Source organism: Sphingobium aromaticiconvertens, from assembly GCF_037154075.1.
GTDB classification, from domain to species: domain Bacteria; phylum Pseudomonadota; class Alphaproteobacteria; order Sphingomonadales; family Sphingomonadaceae; genus Sphingobium; species Sphingobium aromaticiconvertens.
In genome coordinates, this window is record NZ_JBANRJ010000001.1 from 1,468,255 (window position 1) to 1,487,158 (window position 18,904).

Annotated in this window: 14 protein-coding genes; 8 read left to right on the forward strand and 6 right to left on the reverse strand. The window is 66.1% G+C overall.

The window, feature by feature from the left end; all coding sequences use genetic code 11:
- The first annotated feature begins 118 nt into the window (after window positions 1–118).
- Genes WFR25_RS06985 through WFR25_RS07020 form a run of 8 tightly spaced genes read left to right on the forward strand, consistent with a single transcriptional unit; the run spans window position 119 to window position 10,581 of the window.
- Complete coding sequence (locus tag WFR25_RS06985) at window positions 119–1,408, forward strand: TolC family protein (RefSeq protein WP_043150804.1); 1,290 nt, start codon at window positions 119–121, stop codon at window positions 1,406–1,408.
- Window positions 1,405–2,580, forward strand: a complete 1,176-nt coding sequence (locus tag WFR25_RS06990; protein WP_336969716.1) for an efflux RND transporter periplasmic adaptor subunit — start codon at window positions 1,405–1,407, stop codon at window positions 2,578–2,580. Before WFR25_RS06985 ends, WFR25_RS06990 begins: the two co-directional genes overlap by 4 nt.
- A gap of 4 nt (window positions 2,581–2,584) precedes the next feature.
- Complete coding sequence (locus tag WFR25_RS06995) at window positions 2,585–5,809, forward strand: efflux RND transporter permease subunit (protein ID WP_043150805.1); 3,225 nt, start codon at window positions 2,585–2,587, stop codon at window positions 5,807–5,809.
- Window positions 5,810–5,867: 58 nt separating this feature from the next.
- Window positions 5,868–6,362, forward strand: a complete 495-nt coding sequence (locus tag WFR25_RS07000) for an SRPBCC domain-containing protein (RefSeq protein WP_161774252.1) — start codon at window positions 5,868–5,870, stop codon at window positions 6,360–6,362.
- Window positions 6,363–6,406: 44 nt separating this feature from the next.
- Window positions 6,407–6,739 (forward strand): hypothetical protein, encoded by a 333-nt coding sequence (locus WFR25_RS07005; RefSeq protein WP_336969718.1) that lies wholly within the window; start codon window positions 6,407–6,409, stop codon window positions 6,737–6,739.
- Between the two features lie 31 nt (window positions 6,740–6,770).
- Window positions 6,771–7,454, forward strand: coding sequence for a ZIP family metal transporter (locus WFR25_RS07010; protein ID WP_043150809.1), 684 nt, complete (start codon window positions 6,771–6,773; stop codon window positions 7,452–7,454).
- Window positions 7,451–8,056: a cation efflux transmembrane domain-containing protein gene (locus WFR25_RS07015; RefSeq protein ID WP_043150811.1), complete on the forward strand. Its 606-nt coding sequence runs from the start codon at window positions 7,451–7,453 to the stop codon at window positions 8,054–8,056. Before WFR25_RS07010 ends, WFR25_RS07015 begins: the two co-directional genes overlap by 4 nt.
- Window positions 8,053–10,581 carry a heavy metal translocating P-type ATPase gene (locus tag WFR25_RS07020; RefSeq protein ID WP_043150812.1) on the forward strand — a complete coding sequence of 843 codons (2,529 nt, stop codon included), beginning with the start codon at window positions 8,053–8,055 and terminating at the stop codon, window positions 10,579–10,581. The genes WFR25_RS07015 and WFR25_RS07020 overlap by 4 nt, the downstream gene beginning before the upstream one ends.
- Window positions 10,582–10,707: 126 nt before the next feature.
- Here the strand turns inward: WFR25_RS07020 and WFR25_RS07025 are convergent, their stop codons facing one another.
- From WFR25_RS07025 to WFR25_RS07050, 6 genes are all read right to left on the reverse strand, one after another.
- Window positions 10,708–10,971 (reverse strand): zincin-like metallopeptidase domain-containing protein, encoded by a 264-nt coding sequence (locus tag WFR25_RS07025; protein ID WP_336969720.1) that lies wholly within the window; start codon window positions 10,969–10,971, stop codon window positions 10,708–10,710.
- Between the two features lie 326 nt (window positions 10,972–11,297).
- A complete protein-coding gene (locus WFR25_RS07030; protein ID WP_336969721.1) occupies window positions 11,298–12,164 on the reverse strand; it encodes an ArdC family protein in 867 nt (288 codons plus the stop codon).
- 169 nt (window positions 12,165–12,333) lie between these two features.
- A complete protein-coding gene (locus WFR25_RS07035) occupies window positions 12,334–14,496 on the reverse strand; it encodes an integrase (protein ID WP_336969722.1) in 2,163 nt (720 codons plus the stop codon).
- A complete protein-coding gene (locus tag WFR25_RS07040) occupies window positions 14,493–16,280 on the reverse strand; it encodes a hypothetical protein (RefSeq protein ID WP_087573768.1) in 1,788 nt (595 codons plus the stop codon). The genes WFR25_RS07035 and WFR25_RS07040 overlap by 4 nt, the downstream gene beginning before the upstream one ends.
- Window positions 16,277–17,626 carry a tyrosine-type recombinase/integrase gene (locus WFR25_RS07045; protein ID WP_087573767.1) on the reverse strand — a complete coding sequence of 450 codons (1,350 nt, stop codon included), beginning with the start codon at window positions 17,624–17,626 and terminating at the stop codon, window positions 16,277–16,279. The genes WFR25_RS07040 and WFR25_RS07045 overlap by 4 nt, the downstream gene beginning before the upstream one ends.
- A 157-nt stretch (window positions 17,627–17,783) precedes the next feature.
- Window positions 17,784–18,548, reverse strand: a complete 765-nt coding sequence (locus WFR25_RS07050; RefSeq protein WP_336969725.1) for an ArdC family protein — start codon at window positions 18,546–18,548, stop codon at window positions 17,784–17,786.
- Window positions 18,549–18,904: the final 356 nt, after the last annotated feature.

Sequence of the window (18,904 nt, forward strand, 5' to 3'; positions counted from 1 at the left end):
GGCGCATAGCGCGCTGGCGTCATACCGGACTGGCCCGGCCTTGAGGCCTCCCGCCGCCTGACACGACCCGCCGGTCGGCGCTCGCCGGCCAGATGTGTTTTGTCAGGATCACCAGATAATGAAAAAGATGTTCGTGGCCATGATGGCCGCGGCGTCCTGCGCTTCGATGGCGCAGGCGCAGCAAACGCCGACTACGGAGGCGACGCAGCCGCTCGGCATCTATACCCTCGATCAGGCCGTGCTGGCCGCCGGCGGCGCGGCACCTGCCGCTGACGCGGCATCGGCCGCAATCGAAGCAGCCCAGGCCGAACGGACAGTCGCGGGGCTACGGCCAAATCCCGTGGTTCAGGGTCAGGTCGAGAATGTCGTCGGCTCTGGCCCATATAAGGGCTTGCAAAGCGCAGAGACGACCGTTGGCGTGGCGATTCCGATCGAGCTGGGCGGCAAGCGCGGCGCGCGCGTCGCTGTCGCCAGCGCACAGTTGTCGCGTGCCGAACTGCAGGCAGCAATCACCGCGAGCGATATTCGCCTGCAGGTGACACAGCTCTATATCGAGGCGATCGCGGCCGAACGCCGGCTCGCAACGGCGCGCGATCAGGCGCGCATTGCCGCCGAAGTGCTGCGCGGCGCGGGTGTGCGGGTTCAGGCGGGCCGGGCCTCACCGCTCGAACAGCAACGCGCCGATGTCACAAGGATCAACGCCGATGCCAATGTGGAACGGCTGACCCGGCTTGCCGAAGCCGCGCGCGCGAACCTTGCACGGCGGATTGGCCGACCGATCGACGGAAGGCTCGATGCTGCGCTTCTGGACCAGCTCCCAGCGTCGACTTTTGGCCCCGTCGAGACGCCGCCGGCGGCAAACACCTTGGCGCTCGCTGCCGCCGATGCCGATCTGGCTATTGCCGATGCCGGCGTGAGGCTTGCGCGGGCGAACCGGGTGCCGGACCTCAACGTCGGCCCGGGCCTGCGGCGGCTCGAAGCGACCAACGACACCGCCGCGGTATTTTCGATCTCCATTCCGATTCCGCTGTTCAACAGCGGCCGCGCGGCCATCGCGCAGGCGAGCGCGCAGCGCACCCAGGCAGAAGCCTTGCGGCGTGTTACCGCCCTCGATGTCGAGCAGGCGATCACGAACGCGCAGGCGGAGGCAGCAAACGCAGCGACAACCGCTCGCGCTGCAGCCGGACCGGCGCTGGCGGCGGCGCAGGAAGCTGCCCGGATCGCCCGGATCGGCTACCGTGAGGGCAAGTTCGGCCAGCTCGATCTACTGGATGCCGAACGAACTCTTGCCGAGACGCGCGTCGCCGCGATCGACGCACTCGCCAATTATCAAAATGCTCGCGCGCAACTGGAGCGGCTGACCGCCCCCGCGACGGCGACCACGATTTCGGGGAACACCGACCGATGAAGACCATCCTTATGGGCGGCGCGCTGCCGCTTGGCCTCGCCTTGCTGCTCTCCGCGTGCGGCGGTCCTGAAGCCGGCGATGCTTCTGCAACCAACGAAGCGGCGGCCGACGCTCACGGGGGCGGCGGTGAAGAGGCGCATGCCGACGAAGGTGTGGTGACGCTCACGGCCGACCAGATCAAGTCCGCCGGGGTCCAGATCGGCCGACCGATGACAGGCGGTGCCGGTACAATCGAACTCCCTGCGACTATCGAAGGCGACCCGCAGGGCACGCAGGTCGTTTCGGCCGCGATCGGTGGCCGCATTGTGGCATTGACCCGCAATCTGGGCCAGTCGGTTGGCAGAGGGGAGACCATCGCGGTCATCGAAAGCCGGGAAGCCGCTCAGCTCAAGGGTGAAGTCGAAGCGTCGCGCGCCAGGCTGGCACTCGCCAATTCCAACCTTGCGCGTGAACAGCGCCTGTTCGCACAGCGCGTGTCACCCGAACAGGACCTGATAGCGGCACGAACGGCTGCAACCGAAGCACGGATTGCCTACCGCCAGGCCCAAAGTCAGGTCGCGGCCGCCGGCGGCGGCGCAGGCGGGGGCGGCCTCAACCGCCTCGGCATTACCGCCCCTATCGCCGGCCAGATCATCTCGCGTCCGATCGTGCTGGGCCAGACGGTCACTGCTGACGCGGAGCTTTACCGTATCGCCAATCTTGGCCGGGTATCGCTGGCGCTGAACCTCAAGCCCGAAGATGCGGGCAGGGTGAAGCCCGGCAACGTGGTGACGGTGACGGCGCCAGGCAGGCAGACGAGCGCCCGCATAACCTTCGTATCGCCCGCGCTTGATCCCCAGACCCGGCAGGTGCCGGTCATCGCAACGCTCGACAATCGCGGCGCGCAGTGGCGTGTCGGCGAGCCCGTCACTGCGGCGGTGCAGCTCAGCGGCAATGCCGGAAGCTCTGCGGTCCGCGTCCCGACGACGGCCATTCAGACCGTCGAAGGCAAATCGGTCGTCTTTGTCCGCACGGCCAAGGGCTTCCAGGCGACCCCGGTCACGCTGGGCGACGCTGCCGGCGATACCGTCATCGTCCGTTCTGGCCTCACCGGCCGCGAACAGATCGCCACTACAGGCAGCTTCACGCTCAAGGCCGAACTCGGCAAGGGCGAAGCGGCGCACGAGGATTGATGCCATGATCGCCCGTATCGTCACATGGGCGGTCGAGAAGCGCTGGCTCGTCCTGCTCCTCACCGCCGTCGCCACCGCCATCGGTGCCTATTCCCTCTATCGGCTCCCGATCGACGCGGTGCCGGACATCACCAATAATCAGGTCCAGATCAATGTCCGCGCCTCGGCGCTCTCGCCCGAGCTGGTAGAGAAGCAGGTCTCGTTTCCGATCGAGACCGCGCTTGCCGGCATTCCCGGCCTTGAAAACACACGCTCGCTCAGCCGCAATGGGTTCGCGCAGATAACTGCGGTCTTCGACGAGTCCACCGACATCTATTTCGCTCGCCAACAGGTTGGCGAGCGCCTGGCGGGCGTCGCGGAGAACCTGCCCGATGGCGTAAACCCCGAAATGGGGCCGATCGCAACGGGACTGGGCGAGGTCTATATGTGGACTGTCCGGCTTGATCATCGACAAGATGACAAGCACCGACCCGGCGAGCCGGGTCAGCAGCCCGACGGCAGTTACATCACGCCGGAAGGCGAACGGCTGACGAGCGAAGAAGACAAGGCAACCTATCTGCGCACCGCGCAGGACTGGATCGTCACGCCGCTCCTGAAGAATACGCCGGGTCTTGCCGGCGTCGACTCCATCGGCGGCTATGCCAAGCAGTATCTGGTCATCCCCGACGTCCAGAAGCTCGCTTCCCTGAACATCACGCTCACCGAGCTTGGCACCGCACTCGAGAAGAACAACACCAGCGTGGGCGGCGGCTTCGTCAACCGCAACGGAGAGGGTCTGGCGGTCCGTTCCGACGCGCTGGTGCGCAACGCGGCCGAACTGGCGCGCACCGTCATCGCAACCCGCGAAGGGGTGCCGATCACCCTCGACCAGGTTGCAACCGTTCGCACGGGTCAGGCGATCCGCATGGGCTCGGCCTCGGAGAACGGCACCGAAGTGGTCGTGGGCACCGCGATCATGCGGATTGGCGAGAACAGCCGCAACGTCGCCACGGCGGTCGCTGATCGGCTGAAGGAGATCAATGCCTCGCTGCCGCCCGATGTCGTGGTTCAACCCGTTCTGGACCGGACCGCGCTGGTCAATTCGACGATCAAGACGGTCGCCAAGAACCTCTCCGAAGGCGCGTTGCTCGTCATCGTCGTGCTGTTCCTTCTGCTCGGCAATTTCCGCGCCGCGCTCATTGCGGCGGCGGTGATCCCGGTGACAATGATGCTCACCGGGTTCGGCATGCTGCGTCTGGGTGTCTCGGCAAATCTGATGAGCCTGGGGGCGCTCGACTTTGGTCTCATCGTCGATGGCGCTGTCATCATCGTCGAGAACGCGCTGCGCCGCCTCGCGGAGCAACAGCACCATGAAGGCCGGCTGCTCAGCATGAAGGAGCGCCTCGAAGCCGTTGCCACGGCGGCGCGCGAGATGATCCGGCCCTCGGTCTACGGGCAGGCGATCATCATCCTTGTCTATGTGCCGCTGCTCACGCTCACGGGCGTGGAGGGCAAGACGTTCGTGCCGATGGCGCTGACGGTCATCATCGCCCTGCTTTTCGCCTTTGCCTTGTCGCTGACTTTCGTGCCGGCGGCGATTGCCATCTGGCTGTCCAAGCGGGTCGAGGAGAAGGATGGGCGCATCATCTCGTGGCTGAAAGCCCGTTACGAACCGGGTCTCGAGAAGGCCATGAAGCGCCCGTCGCTCACGATCGGCGCAAGCGTTGTGAGTCTCGTCGCGGCGGCGCTGGCTTTCACCACGCTGGGGCAAGTCTTCCTGCCCCAGCTCGATGAGGGCGATCTGCTCATCCAGGCGCTGCGTATCCCGGCGACCTCGGTTCAGCAGAGCCAGGCCATGCAGGTGCCGATCGAGCGTATTGTCGCCAAGCAGCCCGAGGTGCGCTTCGTCTTTTCCAAGACAGGTACGGCCGAGCTGGCATCGGACCCGATGCCGCCCAATGCGACCGATATGTTCGTCATCCTCAAGCCCCGCGATGAATGGCCTGATCCCAAGCTAGCAAAGGAGGAACTGGTCGAGCGACTGGAAGGCCTGCTCGGCAAGATTCCGGGCAACGCCTACGAGATCACGCAGCCGATCCAGATGCGGTTCAACGAGCTGATCGCCGGCGTGCGCGGCGACATCGCGGTCAAGGTGTTTGGCGACGACTTCGTTGCCATGAACCGCACCGCCGAACAGATCGCCGGTGTTCTGCGCAAGACGCAAGGGGCTGCGGACGTGAAGGTCGAGCAGACCACGGGTCTTCCAATGCTCGATATTCGCGTCAATCGCGACGCGATGGCGCGGGTCGGTGTCACCGCGCAGGACGTGCAGGACACGATAACCGCCACCATCGGCGGCCGCGAGTCCGGCATGATCTTTGAGGGTGATCGCCGGTTCCCGGTGGTCATCCGCTTGTCGGACGCGCAGCGCGCGGATCTGCGTCAGCTCGAACAGGTGCAGGTGCCGATTGCCGGGGGCGGCTATGTGCCGCTGTCCAGCGTCGCCAGTATCGGCGTCGTCGATGGGCCGAACCAGATCAGTCGCGAGAACGGCAAGCGCCGTGTCGTCGTGCAGGCCAATGTGCGTGGACGTGACGTCGGCAGCGTGGTTGCGGACGCACAGGCGGCCGTCGGGCAAAATGTGCGCTTGCCCGCTGGCAGCTATCTTGAATGGGGCGGGCAATTCGAAAATCTGGAGTCCGCCAGTCAGCGGCTTCAGCTCGTGATCCCGGCCTGCTTCATCTTAATCCTGCTGCTGCTCTACGGGGCATTGGGATCGGCGCGGGATGCCGCGATTGTGTTCACCGGCGTGCCCTTCGCCTTGGTCGGCGGCGTGCTGCTGCTGTTTGCCCGGGGTATGGACTTCTCGATCTCGGCTGCGGTGGGCTTCATCGCGCTGTCGGGTATCGCGGTCCTCAACGGCCTCGTCATGGTCAGTTCGGTGCAGGACCTGATCCGGTCCGGCATGGACCGGGCAGAAGCTGCACGGACAGGGGCGATCCAGCGGCTCCGTCCTGTGGTGATGACGGCCTTGGTCGCCAGTCTCGGCTTCGTGCCGATGGCGTTTGCGAGCGGGGCCGGCGCGGAAGTGCAAAAGCCGCTCGCGACCGTCGTCATCGGCGGTCTCATCTCCGCGACCTTTTTGACGCTGTTCGTGCTTCCCACGCTCTACGCGCGTTTCGGCCAGCAGGCGGTGAAGGGTGACGAGGGTGACGAGAGGGAAGAGGCTGCCCCGCCGCAGCATGCATGACCGCAAAGGGGAGGGCGAAACTTCGCCCTCCTCACCACGTTCAGAAAGGAGGCATCAGGTGTCAGTGATCGAAAATGTGATCAGCCTTAAGGCATCGCCGCTGCGCATCTGGTCGGTGCTCACCGACTTTCCAGCGCATTCCCGGTGGAACCCCTTCATTCGACTTTCCGGCGCTGCGGTCCAGGGCGGCGAGGCCGCCTACATTTTCCGCATCGGCAGGCTCGATAAGGAGCTGACCGCCAAGGCGAACATCATCCGCGCCGATAAGCCGCGCATGTTCACCTGGACCGCTGGCGTTCCCAAACTCCTAATGTTTGAGGAAAATTATACTCTTGAGAGCGAGGCCACGGGAACGCGTGTGCGGCATAGCCTGCGCTTCTCGGGCCTCCTTGGCGCGCCTCTGGCGGCGATGATGCGCCGCAAAATTCACGCCAGTCTCGCCCAGTCGGATGCCGGTCTGGAACGGCATCTGCGGCGGCTGTCGGCCCAACCGGCTGCGAAGGGGCGCACCTTGCCGGCTCGCAACGGCTTCAGAAGCAATCGGAGGCCATGATGGCATTCCCATATTCGCGCACGCTGGCCATCGCCGCTGCGCCAATGGCATTGGCTGCATGTTCGGAGCAGCCGACGACAAAGGCGCCGACAGAACAGGAAATCCACGCGAATGACAGCGCGGACGCAAGCGGCACTCCTGGCCGCCATCCGTATGAGTGCGACGACAAGCGCACGCTTCTCATCGACTTCAAAAACGAAGGGCTGACCCTTGAGATCCGGCGCAATGCCGATGCGGCACCCATCATCCTGACCGCACCAGCACAGGGCCTCCAATATGTTGGCGATACGGCCAGTGCGACCTTCCGAGGTAACGAGATCAGGATCGAAGAGACCGGAAAGCCAACTGCCGTGTGCACGAAGGCAACGAACCTGTGACCAATCCCCGCATCATCATGGAGCGCTGACGATGGCCGCGCTCAAATTCGCGCTCATTCCGATGGCTGCGATCATGTTCGGGGCGCTCATCGCCGGGTGGCGGTCCCCCGGCGAAAAGCTGGTCGCGGCCATGCAGCATCTGGCAGCCGGCGTCGTGTTCGCAGCCGCTGCCACAGAAATCCTGCCACTGGTTAAGCATGGCGGTTCCCCGACCGCGACGCTGATCGGCGGCGCACTCGGCGTCGCCGTCATGCTGAGCCTCAAGGCGGCGGAGAGCCGGTTCAAGGGACCTGTCGCGCTTCTCGCGGCGATAGGACTCGACCTTGCCATAGACGGCCTGGTTCTGGGGCTCGCTTTCATCGCCGGCGAAAAGGCAGGGGCGCTCCTCGCCGTCGCGCTGACGCTCGAGGTGCTGTTCCTTGCGCTTACCCTCACCAACGACCTTGCCGGCAAATATCGCAAGGCCAAGGCGATCGGCCTGACCTGCGCGCTGGCGTTGCTTTTGCCCTTCGGCGCCCTCGTCGCGCAGCCAGTGGCGTTGCTGACGCCGGTATGGATCACCGGGTTCCTGAGTTTCGGGCTCATGGCACTGCTCTACCTCGTGACCGAGGAACTGCTGGTCGAAGCCCATGAGAAGCCGGACTCACCGCTCATCAGCGCCATGTTCTTTGTCGGGTTTCTCGCGCTGCTGCTTATCGAGGAGATCATGGTATGACGCCCTCAGACCCACAGGCGCCAGATGAGCGCCGGACGTTATGGATAGTGCTGCTGCTCAACGCAGCGATTGCGATCGGCTTCTTCGCCTCCGGACTGATCGGTGATTCCAGCGCGCTGATCGCCAATGGCGTCGACAATCTTTCCGATACGGCCGTTTATGGGTTGAGCCTTGTTGCGTTAAGCCGCGGACAGACCTGGAAAACGCGAGCGGCGCGGGCATCGGGCGTGATGCTGCTGATCTTCGCGGGCGGCATTCTCCTCGATGTCGGACGCCGCTATCTTCAGGGCAGCGAGCCGATCGGACCCACGATGATGGTAATGTCGGCGGTCGCTGCGGTCGTGAACTATATCTGCCTGCGGATGCTCCAGCGTCTAAAGCAGAAGGACGTGAACCTTCGCGCCGCCACGACCTTCAGCTTCAACGACTTCATCTCCAACGGCGGCATCCTGATCGCCGGGGCATTGGTATTGTGGCTGGGGACGAATTGGCCCGATCTAATCGTCGGCCTGGCGACCGCGCTCATCGCGATCAAGGGCGGCATGGAAATCCTGCGCGATGCTCGTGCAGAAGCGAAAAACAGCGCGGAGACGGTGCGATGACCGACAAGCTCAAACTCGATATTCCCGTCCTGTTGCCGCAGATCCCTGACGCGGCCGATGCTTGCGTTGGCCGGCTTGTCGCGACACTCAAGGCGAAACCCGGCGTCGAAGAGGCGCATGTCCTTCCCGCCGATGGCGAGACCCCCGCAAAGCTGTGCATCCATTTCGATAGCGCGGCATTGCCGATGTCGCGTGTGCGCGAAATGGTGCGCGCAGCCGGCGCCGAGATCAGCGGACGATACGGTCATGCCAGGTGGCAGGTCGAGCGTATCGGCCACGAGCGCCGCGCGCGCACCATTAGCGAAACCCTGTGCCGGATGCCCGGCGTGCTGCAGGCCGACGCCAGCGCCTCGGGCAGCATCCGTGTCGAATATGACAAGGAGCGGGTCGACGAGGCGTTCATCCTCGCGGCGCTCGGCAAGCTCAAGGTCAGGCCGGTACAGCGGACTGGCTCGGAGCACGTCGGACACGGCCACAGCACCGGTGACCATACAGGCCACGACCATGGCGACGCCAGTCATGGTGAGGGCGCTGAGAAACATGGGCCGGGTGACGGGCATGATCACGCCCATGCCAATTTTCTTGGCCCCAATACCGAATTGATCTTTGCGCTCGCGTGCGGCGCACTGCTGGCGATCGGCTTCGCGGTCGAAAAGCTGGTAGCGGGCACGCCCGAATGGCTACCGACCGCCTTCTATGTGGGTGCCTATGGTTTTGGCGGATTCTTCACGCTGCGCGAGGCGATCGACAATCTGAAGCTCAGGAAATTCGAGATCGACACGCTGATGCTCGTGGCAGCCGCTGGCGCCGCGGCGCTCGGTGCCTGGGCGGAAGGCGCGCTCCTGCTGTTCCTGTTCAGCCTCGGCCATGCGCTCGAGCATTATGCGATGGGGCGCGCCAGGCGGGCCATCGAAGCGCTCGCCGAACTCGCGCCCGACAAGGCCACAGTGCGCCGCGACGGACAGACCACGGAGCTTGCCGTCGAGGAGCTGGTGATCGGTGATGTGGTGATTGTGCGCCCCAACGAGCGCCTGCCTGCTGACGGCTTCGTCATCAAGGGTTCGAGCGCGATCAACCAGGCCCCCGTGACTGGCGAGAGCATCCCGGTCGACAAGGAGCCTGTGGCCGACATCGAGGCGGCACGCGCGAAGCCCGATGCAGTCGAAGCGACGTCCCGGGTGTTCGCCGGTACGATCAACGGCGGTGCCGCGATCGAGATCGAGGTGACGCGGCGTTCCAACGAAAGCGCGCTCGCCAAGGTCGTGAAGATGGTGAGCGAAGCGGAGACGCAGAAGTCGCCGACGCAGCGTTTTACCGATCGGTTTGAGCGCATCTTCGTGCCGGCGGTCCTGGCCCTTTCGTTCATCCTCCTGTTCGCGTGGGTCGTGATCGACGAGCCATTCCGCGACAGCTTCTATCGGGCGATGGCGGTGCTGGTCGCCGCCAGCCCCTGTGCGCTCGCCATCGCGACCCCCAGCGCCGTGCTTTCGGGCGTTGCGCGCGCGGCACGCGGCGGCGTGCTGGTGAAGGGCGGTGCTCCGCTCGAAAACCTCGGTTCGTTGAAGGCGATCGCGTTCGACAAGACGGGCACCCTGACGGAAGGCCGCCCGCGCATCACCGATGTCGTGCCGGTGGACGGCGCGAGCGAGGAAGATCTGTTGACGCTCGCGGTCGCGGTCGAGGGTTTGAGCGATCACCCCTTGGCGCAGGCGATCGTCAAGGATGGGCGCGAACGCCTGGGCGGACGCCACCTTCCGACGGCGACCGACCTCAAGAGCCTGACCGGACGCGGCGTCACTGCGACCGTTGGTGGCGAGACGGTGTGGATCGGGAAGGCCGAGATGTTCGGCGTGGAGGGTATCCCTACGCTGAATGCGGCCGCTACTGACGCCATCGCGGCCCTGCGTGACGGGGGGCGCACCACGATGGTGGTGCGCAAGGGCGATCGGGACATCGGTGCGATCGGGCTGATGGACACGCCGCGCGAGGCGGCCAAGGTCGCGCTCAAACGCCTGCGGGACATGGGTATCACCCGAATGATCATGATCTCGGGCGATCACCAGAAGGTTGCCGACGCCGTCGCCAGGGATGTCGGGCTTGACGAGGCATGGGGCGACCTGATGCCGGAGGACAAGGTCGCCGCGATCAAGAAGCTCGCGGGTGAGGACAAGGTCGCGATGGTCGGCGACGGGGTCAATGATGCACCGGCAATGGCATCGGCGACCGTTGGCATTGCGATGGGCGCTGCCGGCTCGGATGTGGCGCTGGAGACGGCCGACGTGGCGTTAATGGCCGACGATCTGGCCCATCTCCCGTTCGCGGTGGGCCTAAGCCGCCACACACGCGGCATCATCCGGCAGAATGTGTTCGTCAGCCTGGGTGTCGTTGCATTGCTTGTGCCAGCAACGATCCTTGGCCTTGGCATCGGTCCGGCAGTTGCGATGCACGAAGGCTCCACGCTTCTTGTCGTCTTCAATGCACTGCGCCTGCTCGCCTATCGCGATGTGGTGAAGCAAACAGCATGACCTGCTGATCGGCGGCAACGATCTTGCACAAACGACGGCGCCTCGTCCGCTCGCGAGCGGGCGAGGCGCGATTTTCTTACCGGAACCAGCCCCGCGCCTACTCAGAGCGGGGGCTGGTCTGGCCGTTCAGACGCTCTCTTCCAGCGTGGAGGGGCTTTCCGCGCCCATCCGGCTCAGCAGCCAGTCGGCTGCATCCTGCGCTTGGCGCGCGGCGGTGAAGATGCACCGCTTGTCATTGCGAAGGGCAGACAGCCAGCTTGCCAGATAGGCCGCATGATCCTCGCGGTCGTGGAGTTTGATGCCGATCGCGCCGCTGACGAACGCGGCCCCTAGCTCGGCGCAATATCCTGACAGTCCAGCGAAAAATGGCGGTTGGAAGGTGAAAACCATCGGTGCCTCGAGCACTGCCCAAAAACCCCATGGCTCCCCCGAGGCGGGGGTGGGCGGCGAGAACGACCGGAGAGGCCCGCGCAAGCGGCGGGCCGCACCCGGAGGGGCGAAATGAAATGGAGCAGCTCGGCGAAGCCGGGCTTGCGGCGCGCCGTGGCGGGCCTAGCAGGGAGCGCCGACCAGACCCGCATCGAGGGAGCCCGAAAAATCAGCGCCGCCGCGCCAGCGGCGTCCGCTGGTGAGCGGGCGAAGCCCGCGCATCGCCATGCGCGACGAAGCGGCCGAGCCCGCGAGGGATCGGCCGCTCAGCGTTGGTCGCTGCTGGATCATGGCTGCCGGGTGTGCATCCAGTCGGCCGCCGCCTGCGCCTTGCTCGCCGCGGTGAAGATCGCCCGGGGCTCGTCCTTGAGCAGTTGCAGCCAGGAGGCGATGTAGGCCGCGTGATCGGGTCGCGGTTCGTGCGCGATCCCGAGATCGGCGAGCAGGAACGATGCGGTCAGCTCGGCGGTCGCTTCCTCCATGGCGAGCGCGTGCTTGGTCCACTTGGTGCTGAAACCCCGGTCGAGCCGATGGGCTGCGCCACTGGCATGAGCTGCCTCGTGAATATGGGTGGCGTAGAAGCCGTGGGCGTCGTGGAAGGCGCTGAAATCCGGCATGTGGATGCGGTCTTCGGCGATGTGATAATAGGCGCTGGCCGAGCCGTAGACGGTATCGATGCCGAGCGCGGCGATGAAGGCTTCGGCGGCGGCGAGGCGTTCGCTCTCGGGCAGGACCGGCCCCGGTTCGGGCGCATAGCCATCGATCTGATCGGCGTTGAACAGGCTGAACGCCTTGGCGAAAAGCCGTCGGTGGTCGCCATCATCGTCGCTGGCTTCGTCACCCTTCGCGCGAAACTCCTTCCAGAGGACGCCGAGGCTGGCGTGCTCGCCCTTGCGGACCTGCGCGCCGAGCGCCTGCCACTGGCGATAGGTGCCCCAGACCCCGCTCGCATAGCCGCTGCCATAGGCGGCCGCCCAGAGCGAGACCGTATTTATGCCGCGATAGGGCTTGCCGCTGGCGACGTTGGTCGGGCGGGTGACGTCGGCGCCGGAATGATGCCACGGCATGCGCCAGGTGCCGGTGCCGGCTTCGATGGCGTCGACGATCGCTTGCGTGACGCGAGCGTAGACGTCTGAGCGTGGTGAGGCTGACATGATCTGTTCTCCGTTCTCGCGCCGGGGACCATCCCCGGCGGCGGAGGCCCGTTCGCGCCGGGCACAGGGGGGCTCGCGCACCCGTCAGGGCCGCAGCGAAGCGAAGGACGGCGAAGCCGTTGCGCGGGCGCGCCGACCGGCGCAGGACTCCGCCAACAGCCGGGGTGGTCTACGGCGCGGGAGGATCGATCCCGGCAATCACCGCGGTCAGGCGATCGAGCTCGCGCTGGAGAGCTTGACGCTGGAGATCGGAGATGCGCCGTTCGCGTAGATGCGCCCTGGCATCGGCCGCCGCGCGTTCCCAGGCCGGCCTGTGGCGGACGGTGATGCAGGCGTTGGGACAGCGGGTCGGCTCGCACAGGGCGGTGAGTGGCTGCGCGGGATCGGGGGTCGTCACGCGCTTGAGGCAGAGCGCGGTCGCGGGATCGAAGAAGCAATCCGCGAGCGGGCCGACATGGAAGGTGCGCGCGACGCTGGCGAGCATGACGCGCAGGCGGGCGCGATCGGCGATCATGGCGGGCAATGGCCCGAGTTGAACGGCGGCATCGTCGAGCGTCCGCCCGATACGCGGTCCCGCCGGCCCTCCAAGCGATGCGCCGCCCTGACGCCGGTCGAAATAGTCCAGCAGGTCATCAGTCCGACCGAGCCGGCGCTGCGCCTCGACCTCGGCGCGAAACCCCGAAGCGCTGGTCCCGGCATAGCCTTCGAACGCGGCGACCGAGGCGTGCTTGTACTGGATCATGCCGGCGATGGTGCCGAACGGACGGTTGGCGATGTGCCACGCGATCGTGCGCCGGAACTGCCGCGTCGTGATGCGCCACGGCTTGCCATCGGGACCGGGCGGGATGACCGGCATATCGGGGCTGCCGAAGGCGGTGTTGAGGTGATCGCGGAAGGTGTTGAGCTGACGGACCACCTCGCTCGACAGATGCGTCTTGGAGACGGCGCTCGCGCGCAGCACCGGCCAGAGCGTATCGCTGCCGCTGGCGCGCGCCGGTCCTGCCGACAGGCGTTCGAGCACCGTGATCGCATCGGCGACCGGCTCGATCGTCACCCAGCTCGCCGCCTCGCCCACGGCCGCCCGGCGCTTGTAGATGGTCGATCGGATGCGATGCCGCTCGATCAGGCCGTCCTCACTGCGCGCGATAGAGAGACACCCGCGCCGCATCGCCTGCACCTCGCAGTCGCGCATGCCGGTCAGGTAGGCGCACACGATATAGGCGGCGGCCTGGAGCACCCGTTCCTCGTGTGCGAGAGTCTTCGCGTCGAAGCGCTCGCGCCATGGCCGACCGCTCTCGGGATCGATCGAGATCGGCGTGTCCATGCCGCCGACCTCTACCCCCAGCTCGGCCGCCACTGCGTCGATCAACCTCGCTTCACCGCCGGTCAGCAGGAGATGCGCGCCTGGCTCGGCCTGCACGTCGATCCCGGCATGGAGATGCAGGAGATGGGCGTTGATCGGTGGGGTCACGGCGCCGGTGTTGGGGTCGACGCGCAGCTTGCCGTTATGAGCGGTGCCCCAGATCGGTGCGCCGCGCCCCTCGCGGCGTCGGCGACCGAAATAGGCCTTCAGGCGGGTGCGGCGACGTTGCCGGCGATCAGCGTCCGGGAGGCCGGAGTCGGCGGCGACGAGACGATCCCGGCGCGCTTCGAGCCGATCAAGCTCGCGACGGGCTGCGAGAATGTCGTCAGCGAAGACGGTGACGTAGCGCAACGACCATGCGAGCAGCGCGGCGATGACCTCTTCCGGGAACCGCGGCGTGCGGTTCTCCCGGACATGCCGGTAGCCCGCGACGCGGGCGGGCGCCTGTCCGGCCCAGGGCTCGAATGCAAGGCCTCCGCCAGCGAGGTGGTCACGATAGTGATAGAGATCGGGGACCACTTCGAGGAGGTGGCCGACGATGACGGGTCGCCGGGCCGGATCGGCACGAAGGTGCCGGGCATAGGCATCGACCAATGCCTGATCGATACGGGAAACGTCGAGCCGTCCGAGCCGCTCACGGGCGAAAGCGAAGAACCGGCGGGCACGGTTGAATGCCTGGCGAATGCTCGCCGGCGGCAGCTTCGGGCGGTAGCCGGGAAGATCGACGTTGAGACGGGCGTAGAGATAGGCGCGCATCGCCGCCTGCACATCGGCATGTTCGAGCACGTCGAAATGCACGGTGACGTGGCAGCGCCGGGCGTTCTCGCGGAATACGGCGAGACCGAGATCCCAGCTCGGGTCGCCGACGCGAGACAGCTCCTCGCGGGCGTGGCCCTCCTTGAGCGGCGCGCTCGCCAGCACGGGGCGATCGTCGAAGGCAGGCTCTTGGGCATGGGCGGGTATGGTCATGCGCGTGCCTCCGGCGGCAGATAAAGCCGCTCGCTCTCCATCTGCCGGCGCGCATCGGCGATGACGGCATCGGAGAAGGCCGGCACGACCTGGGCGGTGATGCGGGCATGGACGCGGCCGAACTTGGCCGCCCAGTCGGTCGCGGGCAGGCTCAGCCGCTGCTCTTCGACGAAGACGAGGAAAGCCAGGATCGCGGGGAGCTTGCGCGCGGTGATGACGGCGTTAGGGCAATCAAGGCAGCCCCAGAAGGGCTGCGCACAGGGCGAACCGGCCTCGGCGAAGGGACTGTTATGGAAGCCCGCGCAGGCGGCGAGCCAGACATCCTGTTCGCCGTCGAGCAACGGACCCACGGTAGCCAGCGGCATCAGCGGCTCGGCCTGATCGGGCGCTTTGCGCAACGCCTGCTCGGCGGTGGGCGGAAGCACGGTCGGCATCGCGGCGGCGACCGCTGCGCGGAAGGCGTCGGCGACGGCCGTCTCGTGCAGGGGCCGGAGCGACGGCAGATCAGCATAGTGGCGCGCCGCTACCTCGCGCGAGTGGCCGACCGCGAAGCGGGCCATATGCCCCTCGGTCTTGGTGTACCATAGCGCCTTGTGGGTCTTGCGGAGCCGGGAGAGCAGCAGGTGGAGCGGCTTGCCGTCGTCATCGACAATATCGTTCTGCGCCACCCAGGCATCGATCCGTTCCGTCGGGTGGCGGATACCTGCCCGCAGGCCGCCAGCGTTGTGATAAACCCAAATACGATCGTCGTTTAGATGCGTGCGGGCAGTCGCCGTGACCTCGATCAGGCGACGAATAAGACCGCCAGGCGTGCCACCACCGCCGTCGCGGACGCGCATGCTCTTATGCTCGGCGCCGCGAGCGCGGCGCTTGAGATAGCGCAGCTCCACCGTGCCGGCATGGGGGTTGGTGAGACAATCCACGGTCAGCGTCTTCAGGCACTCGGGCTCGAGGCCGGTATCGAGCGTGAGCAACACGAGCAGCGCCGGCAGATCGCGCGCAAGCAGGTGATGGCGGCCATGCAGGTCGTCGATGAGCGTGCTGATCGGCAATGCGCGCCGCATGCGCATGAAATAGAGGCTCTTCAGCGCGGGCTGGTCTGCGACGATAAAGCCCTGCCGCGCGATGATCGCTTCGACATCGGCGCGCGCGCTGGCGATGACCGGGTCGCCCTCATCGGTCCGGTCGTCGGCGCCGAGACGGCGGAACATCGCTTCGACATCGGTCCTCGCGGCGTCGCGCAACGCGCGGGCGACGAAGGGGCTATAAGCATCGCGCGGGGTCGAGCGGCCCGCCGATGTGGCCAGCGTGTAGCGCAGCCGCTCATGCAGGTCGGACGCGATCCGATCGGGCCGGTCTGCCTCGATCGCGCGCAATGTGTTGATGATCTTGCCGACCGTTATGTGCCGGTGGATCGCGCCCATCCCGCGCTGTTCGAGCGCGGAGGCGAACCCATCGATATGGACTGCGCGCAGGTCGCTGACGCCAGCCACGTTCAGCGCGTCATCGCCAAGCCAGGCGAAGAACAGGCGGTAGGCATTTACATACTGCTTGATGACGCTGGCCGCACCGATGGGGCCGCCGAGCGCCGCTGACCGACGTAGCGCGCCCGCGAAGGCGATGGCGAGTGGGCGAGGAACGAGCCCAGTCATATCGATCAGGACCGTTCCGCCATGCCGTGCCTCGATCGTGAACTTGAGGCCGAGCACAGGATCGGGCTGCACGGACTCCGGCGTGATCGGCGCGAAAGCGACAGGCCGGCCCTTGCGGGGATGCCCGCTCATGCGCCCTGCGGTCCCGGCAGCAGCGCGAGCAGCTCCTCGACGGCCGCGTCCACCGTATCGGCGCGCGTCGCGATATGATCGAGGTAGATATAGGTGGTGGTGAGGCTCGCGTGGCCGAGCAGGCGTTGCACCTGTTGCAGCGGGTCGCCGAGGATCAGCCGATAGCTCTCCGCCGGCCCCGCCGGCAATGCCGCTTCGCGCAGTCGCTGCTGGATCAACAAGGCGAGCATATGAACTGCGAATGTGTGGCGAAGCTGGTGTGGGCTGATCGACAGCGGCAAACCGTTCTCTGCGCACCGGTTGCAGGCACGGGTGAAGATCACCTCCCACGAGTTGGGGCGAACCGGCTGCCCGACCTCGGTCAGCCATAGCGCCGCCGGCTCGTGGGGCGGTCCATCCTCGTCGCACAGGATCAGGCGGCATCGTTCCTCCGGGGTGCAGACATCGCGCATGCGGTCGAGACCAGCACGGGTAACAGGGATAGGTCGTTCGAGCTTGGTCGCGCCGTCGCGCACGGCGAACTTGGCCACGCCCGCCGCGCGCTCGACGGCGACATAGGCGGCGATCTGACGAAGCAGCCGACGCGGGATCAGAACGCTCCGTCCTCGGTCGCCCTTGGTGAGCGGCGGCGGAAGAGGCAGCCAAAGCTGTCGGGCCTCGCCGTCCTCGCGGTCGATCGCCGCGAGCTCGGCAGCGAGCAGGCCCGACGCCTCTTCGAGGCGCAGGCCGGTGGTGACGAGAAGATCGGCGAACAGCGCGTTGCGCAGCCCGTTGCGATCGCGAGCGCCGGGGCGCTCAGTGCCGTCAGGGGTGAGCCCGCGCAGGCCGACCTCGCGAAAAATGCGATAGTCGTCCATCGTGACGAACCGAACATCCGATCGCCTGGCAACACGTTCATAGGCGTCGTTGCGCGCCGCGATCATGCCGCGACCGCCGCCCTGCGCCGGTTGCCACACGGCGCGGCGGCTGAACGGCGCATCGGCGATCCACCCTTGCTGCTCGCCCCAGCGGTAGAGGCGATCGAGGCTGGCGACGGCGCGGTTCCAGCTTGCCGCTGTGATCCGGTGATCGGCCTCATCGCGGCGTCGCTCACGGTGATAGGCGTCTACATCGTCGCGGGTCGCGGCCCACACGGTCTTGCCGCAGGCATCGAGAAAGCGAAGCCAGACTACGACATCATAGGCATAGGCGCGAAGCGAGTGCCGCGATCGAACACCCGACAGCGGCAGGTCGAGAAAGAAGCGATCCAGATCGGGATCATAGAGCGCATCGTCCCGCAGGATCAGCGGCACATGCGCATCGAGGCCCTTGGCCTCGCGGCGCTCGCAAACAGTAATGATCGACACCGGCGCGAAACCCTCCCCCCGGACCCCCCACCCGGAAGCTGACCTTCACACCGGTGCGCCTGATGGCCCGGCAGCAATCAGGCTGGCCTCCGCCAGCTCTTGGGTCAGCGCTACGGCCAGCCTGATTACTGCCTACCGTGGGCGTCCATCGCCGACCTTACTGCAATGTTGCGGGCGGCGCAGACTGTCCAGATAAGGCCACCAGCTCTTCACGCGCATAGTCTTCGCGCTTGGTGGAAATGAGGGTGGGACGGGCAAGCCGATCCACATGGCCGCTGGCGTGACAAAGTTCGTGTGCAAGGGTCGAATAATAATCGTCGCTGGTATGGAAGTCGACGAATGCCGGCATGACGACCTGATCGCCGGTCGGCTGATAATAGGGCTGCGAACCATGAGGGCGCACGGTAACAGGCACCCGGCCAAAGAGCGTATCCAGCTCGGCGTCCCGGTCGTGGGGATTGGTGGCGGTGATGATCGGTTCGGGCATGGGATATTGCGTCTCGATGCCGTCGATCTGCTCCGAATTGAAAACCGTGTAGCGTTTCAGGAACGCGACCTGCCGCCTGCCGTCCTCGCTCTGTTCGTTGCTCGCTTCGCCGCCCTTGCCGTCGCCCACCACGATCTTGTTGGCATAGACCACGGTTGATCCCTTCTCGCCCTTGCGGACACATCCGCCCAGCGCCAGCGCCTGTTTGAAGGTCAGCCAATGCGGGGAGGCATAGCCCTTGGTCATGGAGGCCACCCACAAGGTCAGGACGTTGATGCCGCGATAAGGAACCCCGGTGGAGCGCAGCGGGATATTGGGAGCCGTGCTGCCGTTCCATGATTTGGACCAAGGCCGGGTGCCAGCCTCGATCATGACAATCATCTGGTCGGTGATCTCCTGATAGACGTCGGCCCGGTTGTCGGTGATGCGTCCCATGATTTCGTCCTTTCCTCTTGAGGCTGAAAGCCGCTTGCTCTGCGGCATGCGGCTCTGCCTTTCCGGCGAGGAACGGGACGGGGAGGGAGGGCGAGAATCTTGCTCCTGGCGCGGGCGAGCCGCCCTAGCGCGGCCGATGCCTTCAGGGCGTCGGGTGCCGCGCTTGGCGGATTACACGGGGGGCATGATTGTCGTTCGGGGACGAAAGGGCAGTAGCCCTTGGTGTTCCCCTAAGCGCGCGGGCCTGCGGGGGAGGGCCGCAAGCGCCCTATGAAGGCAATACCGCGCCATGGTGCGGCAACAGGGGTGCGCCACGTGGCACACCCCTTACGCGAGGATCGTCACCCGAATGGGAT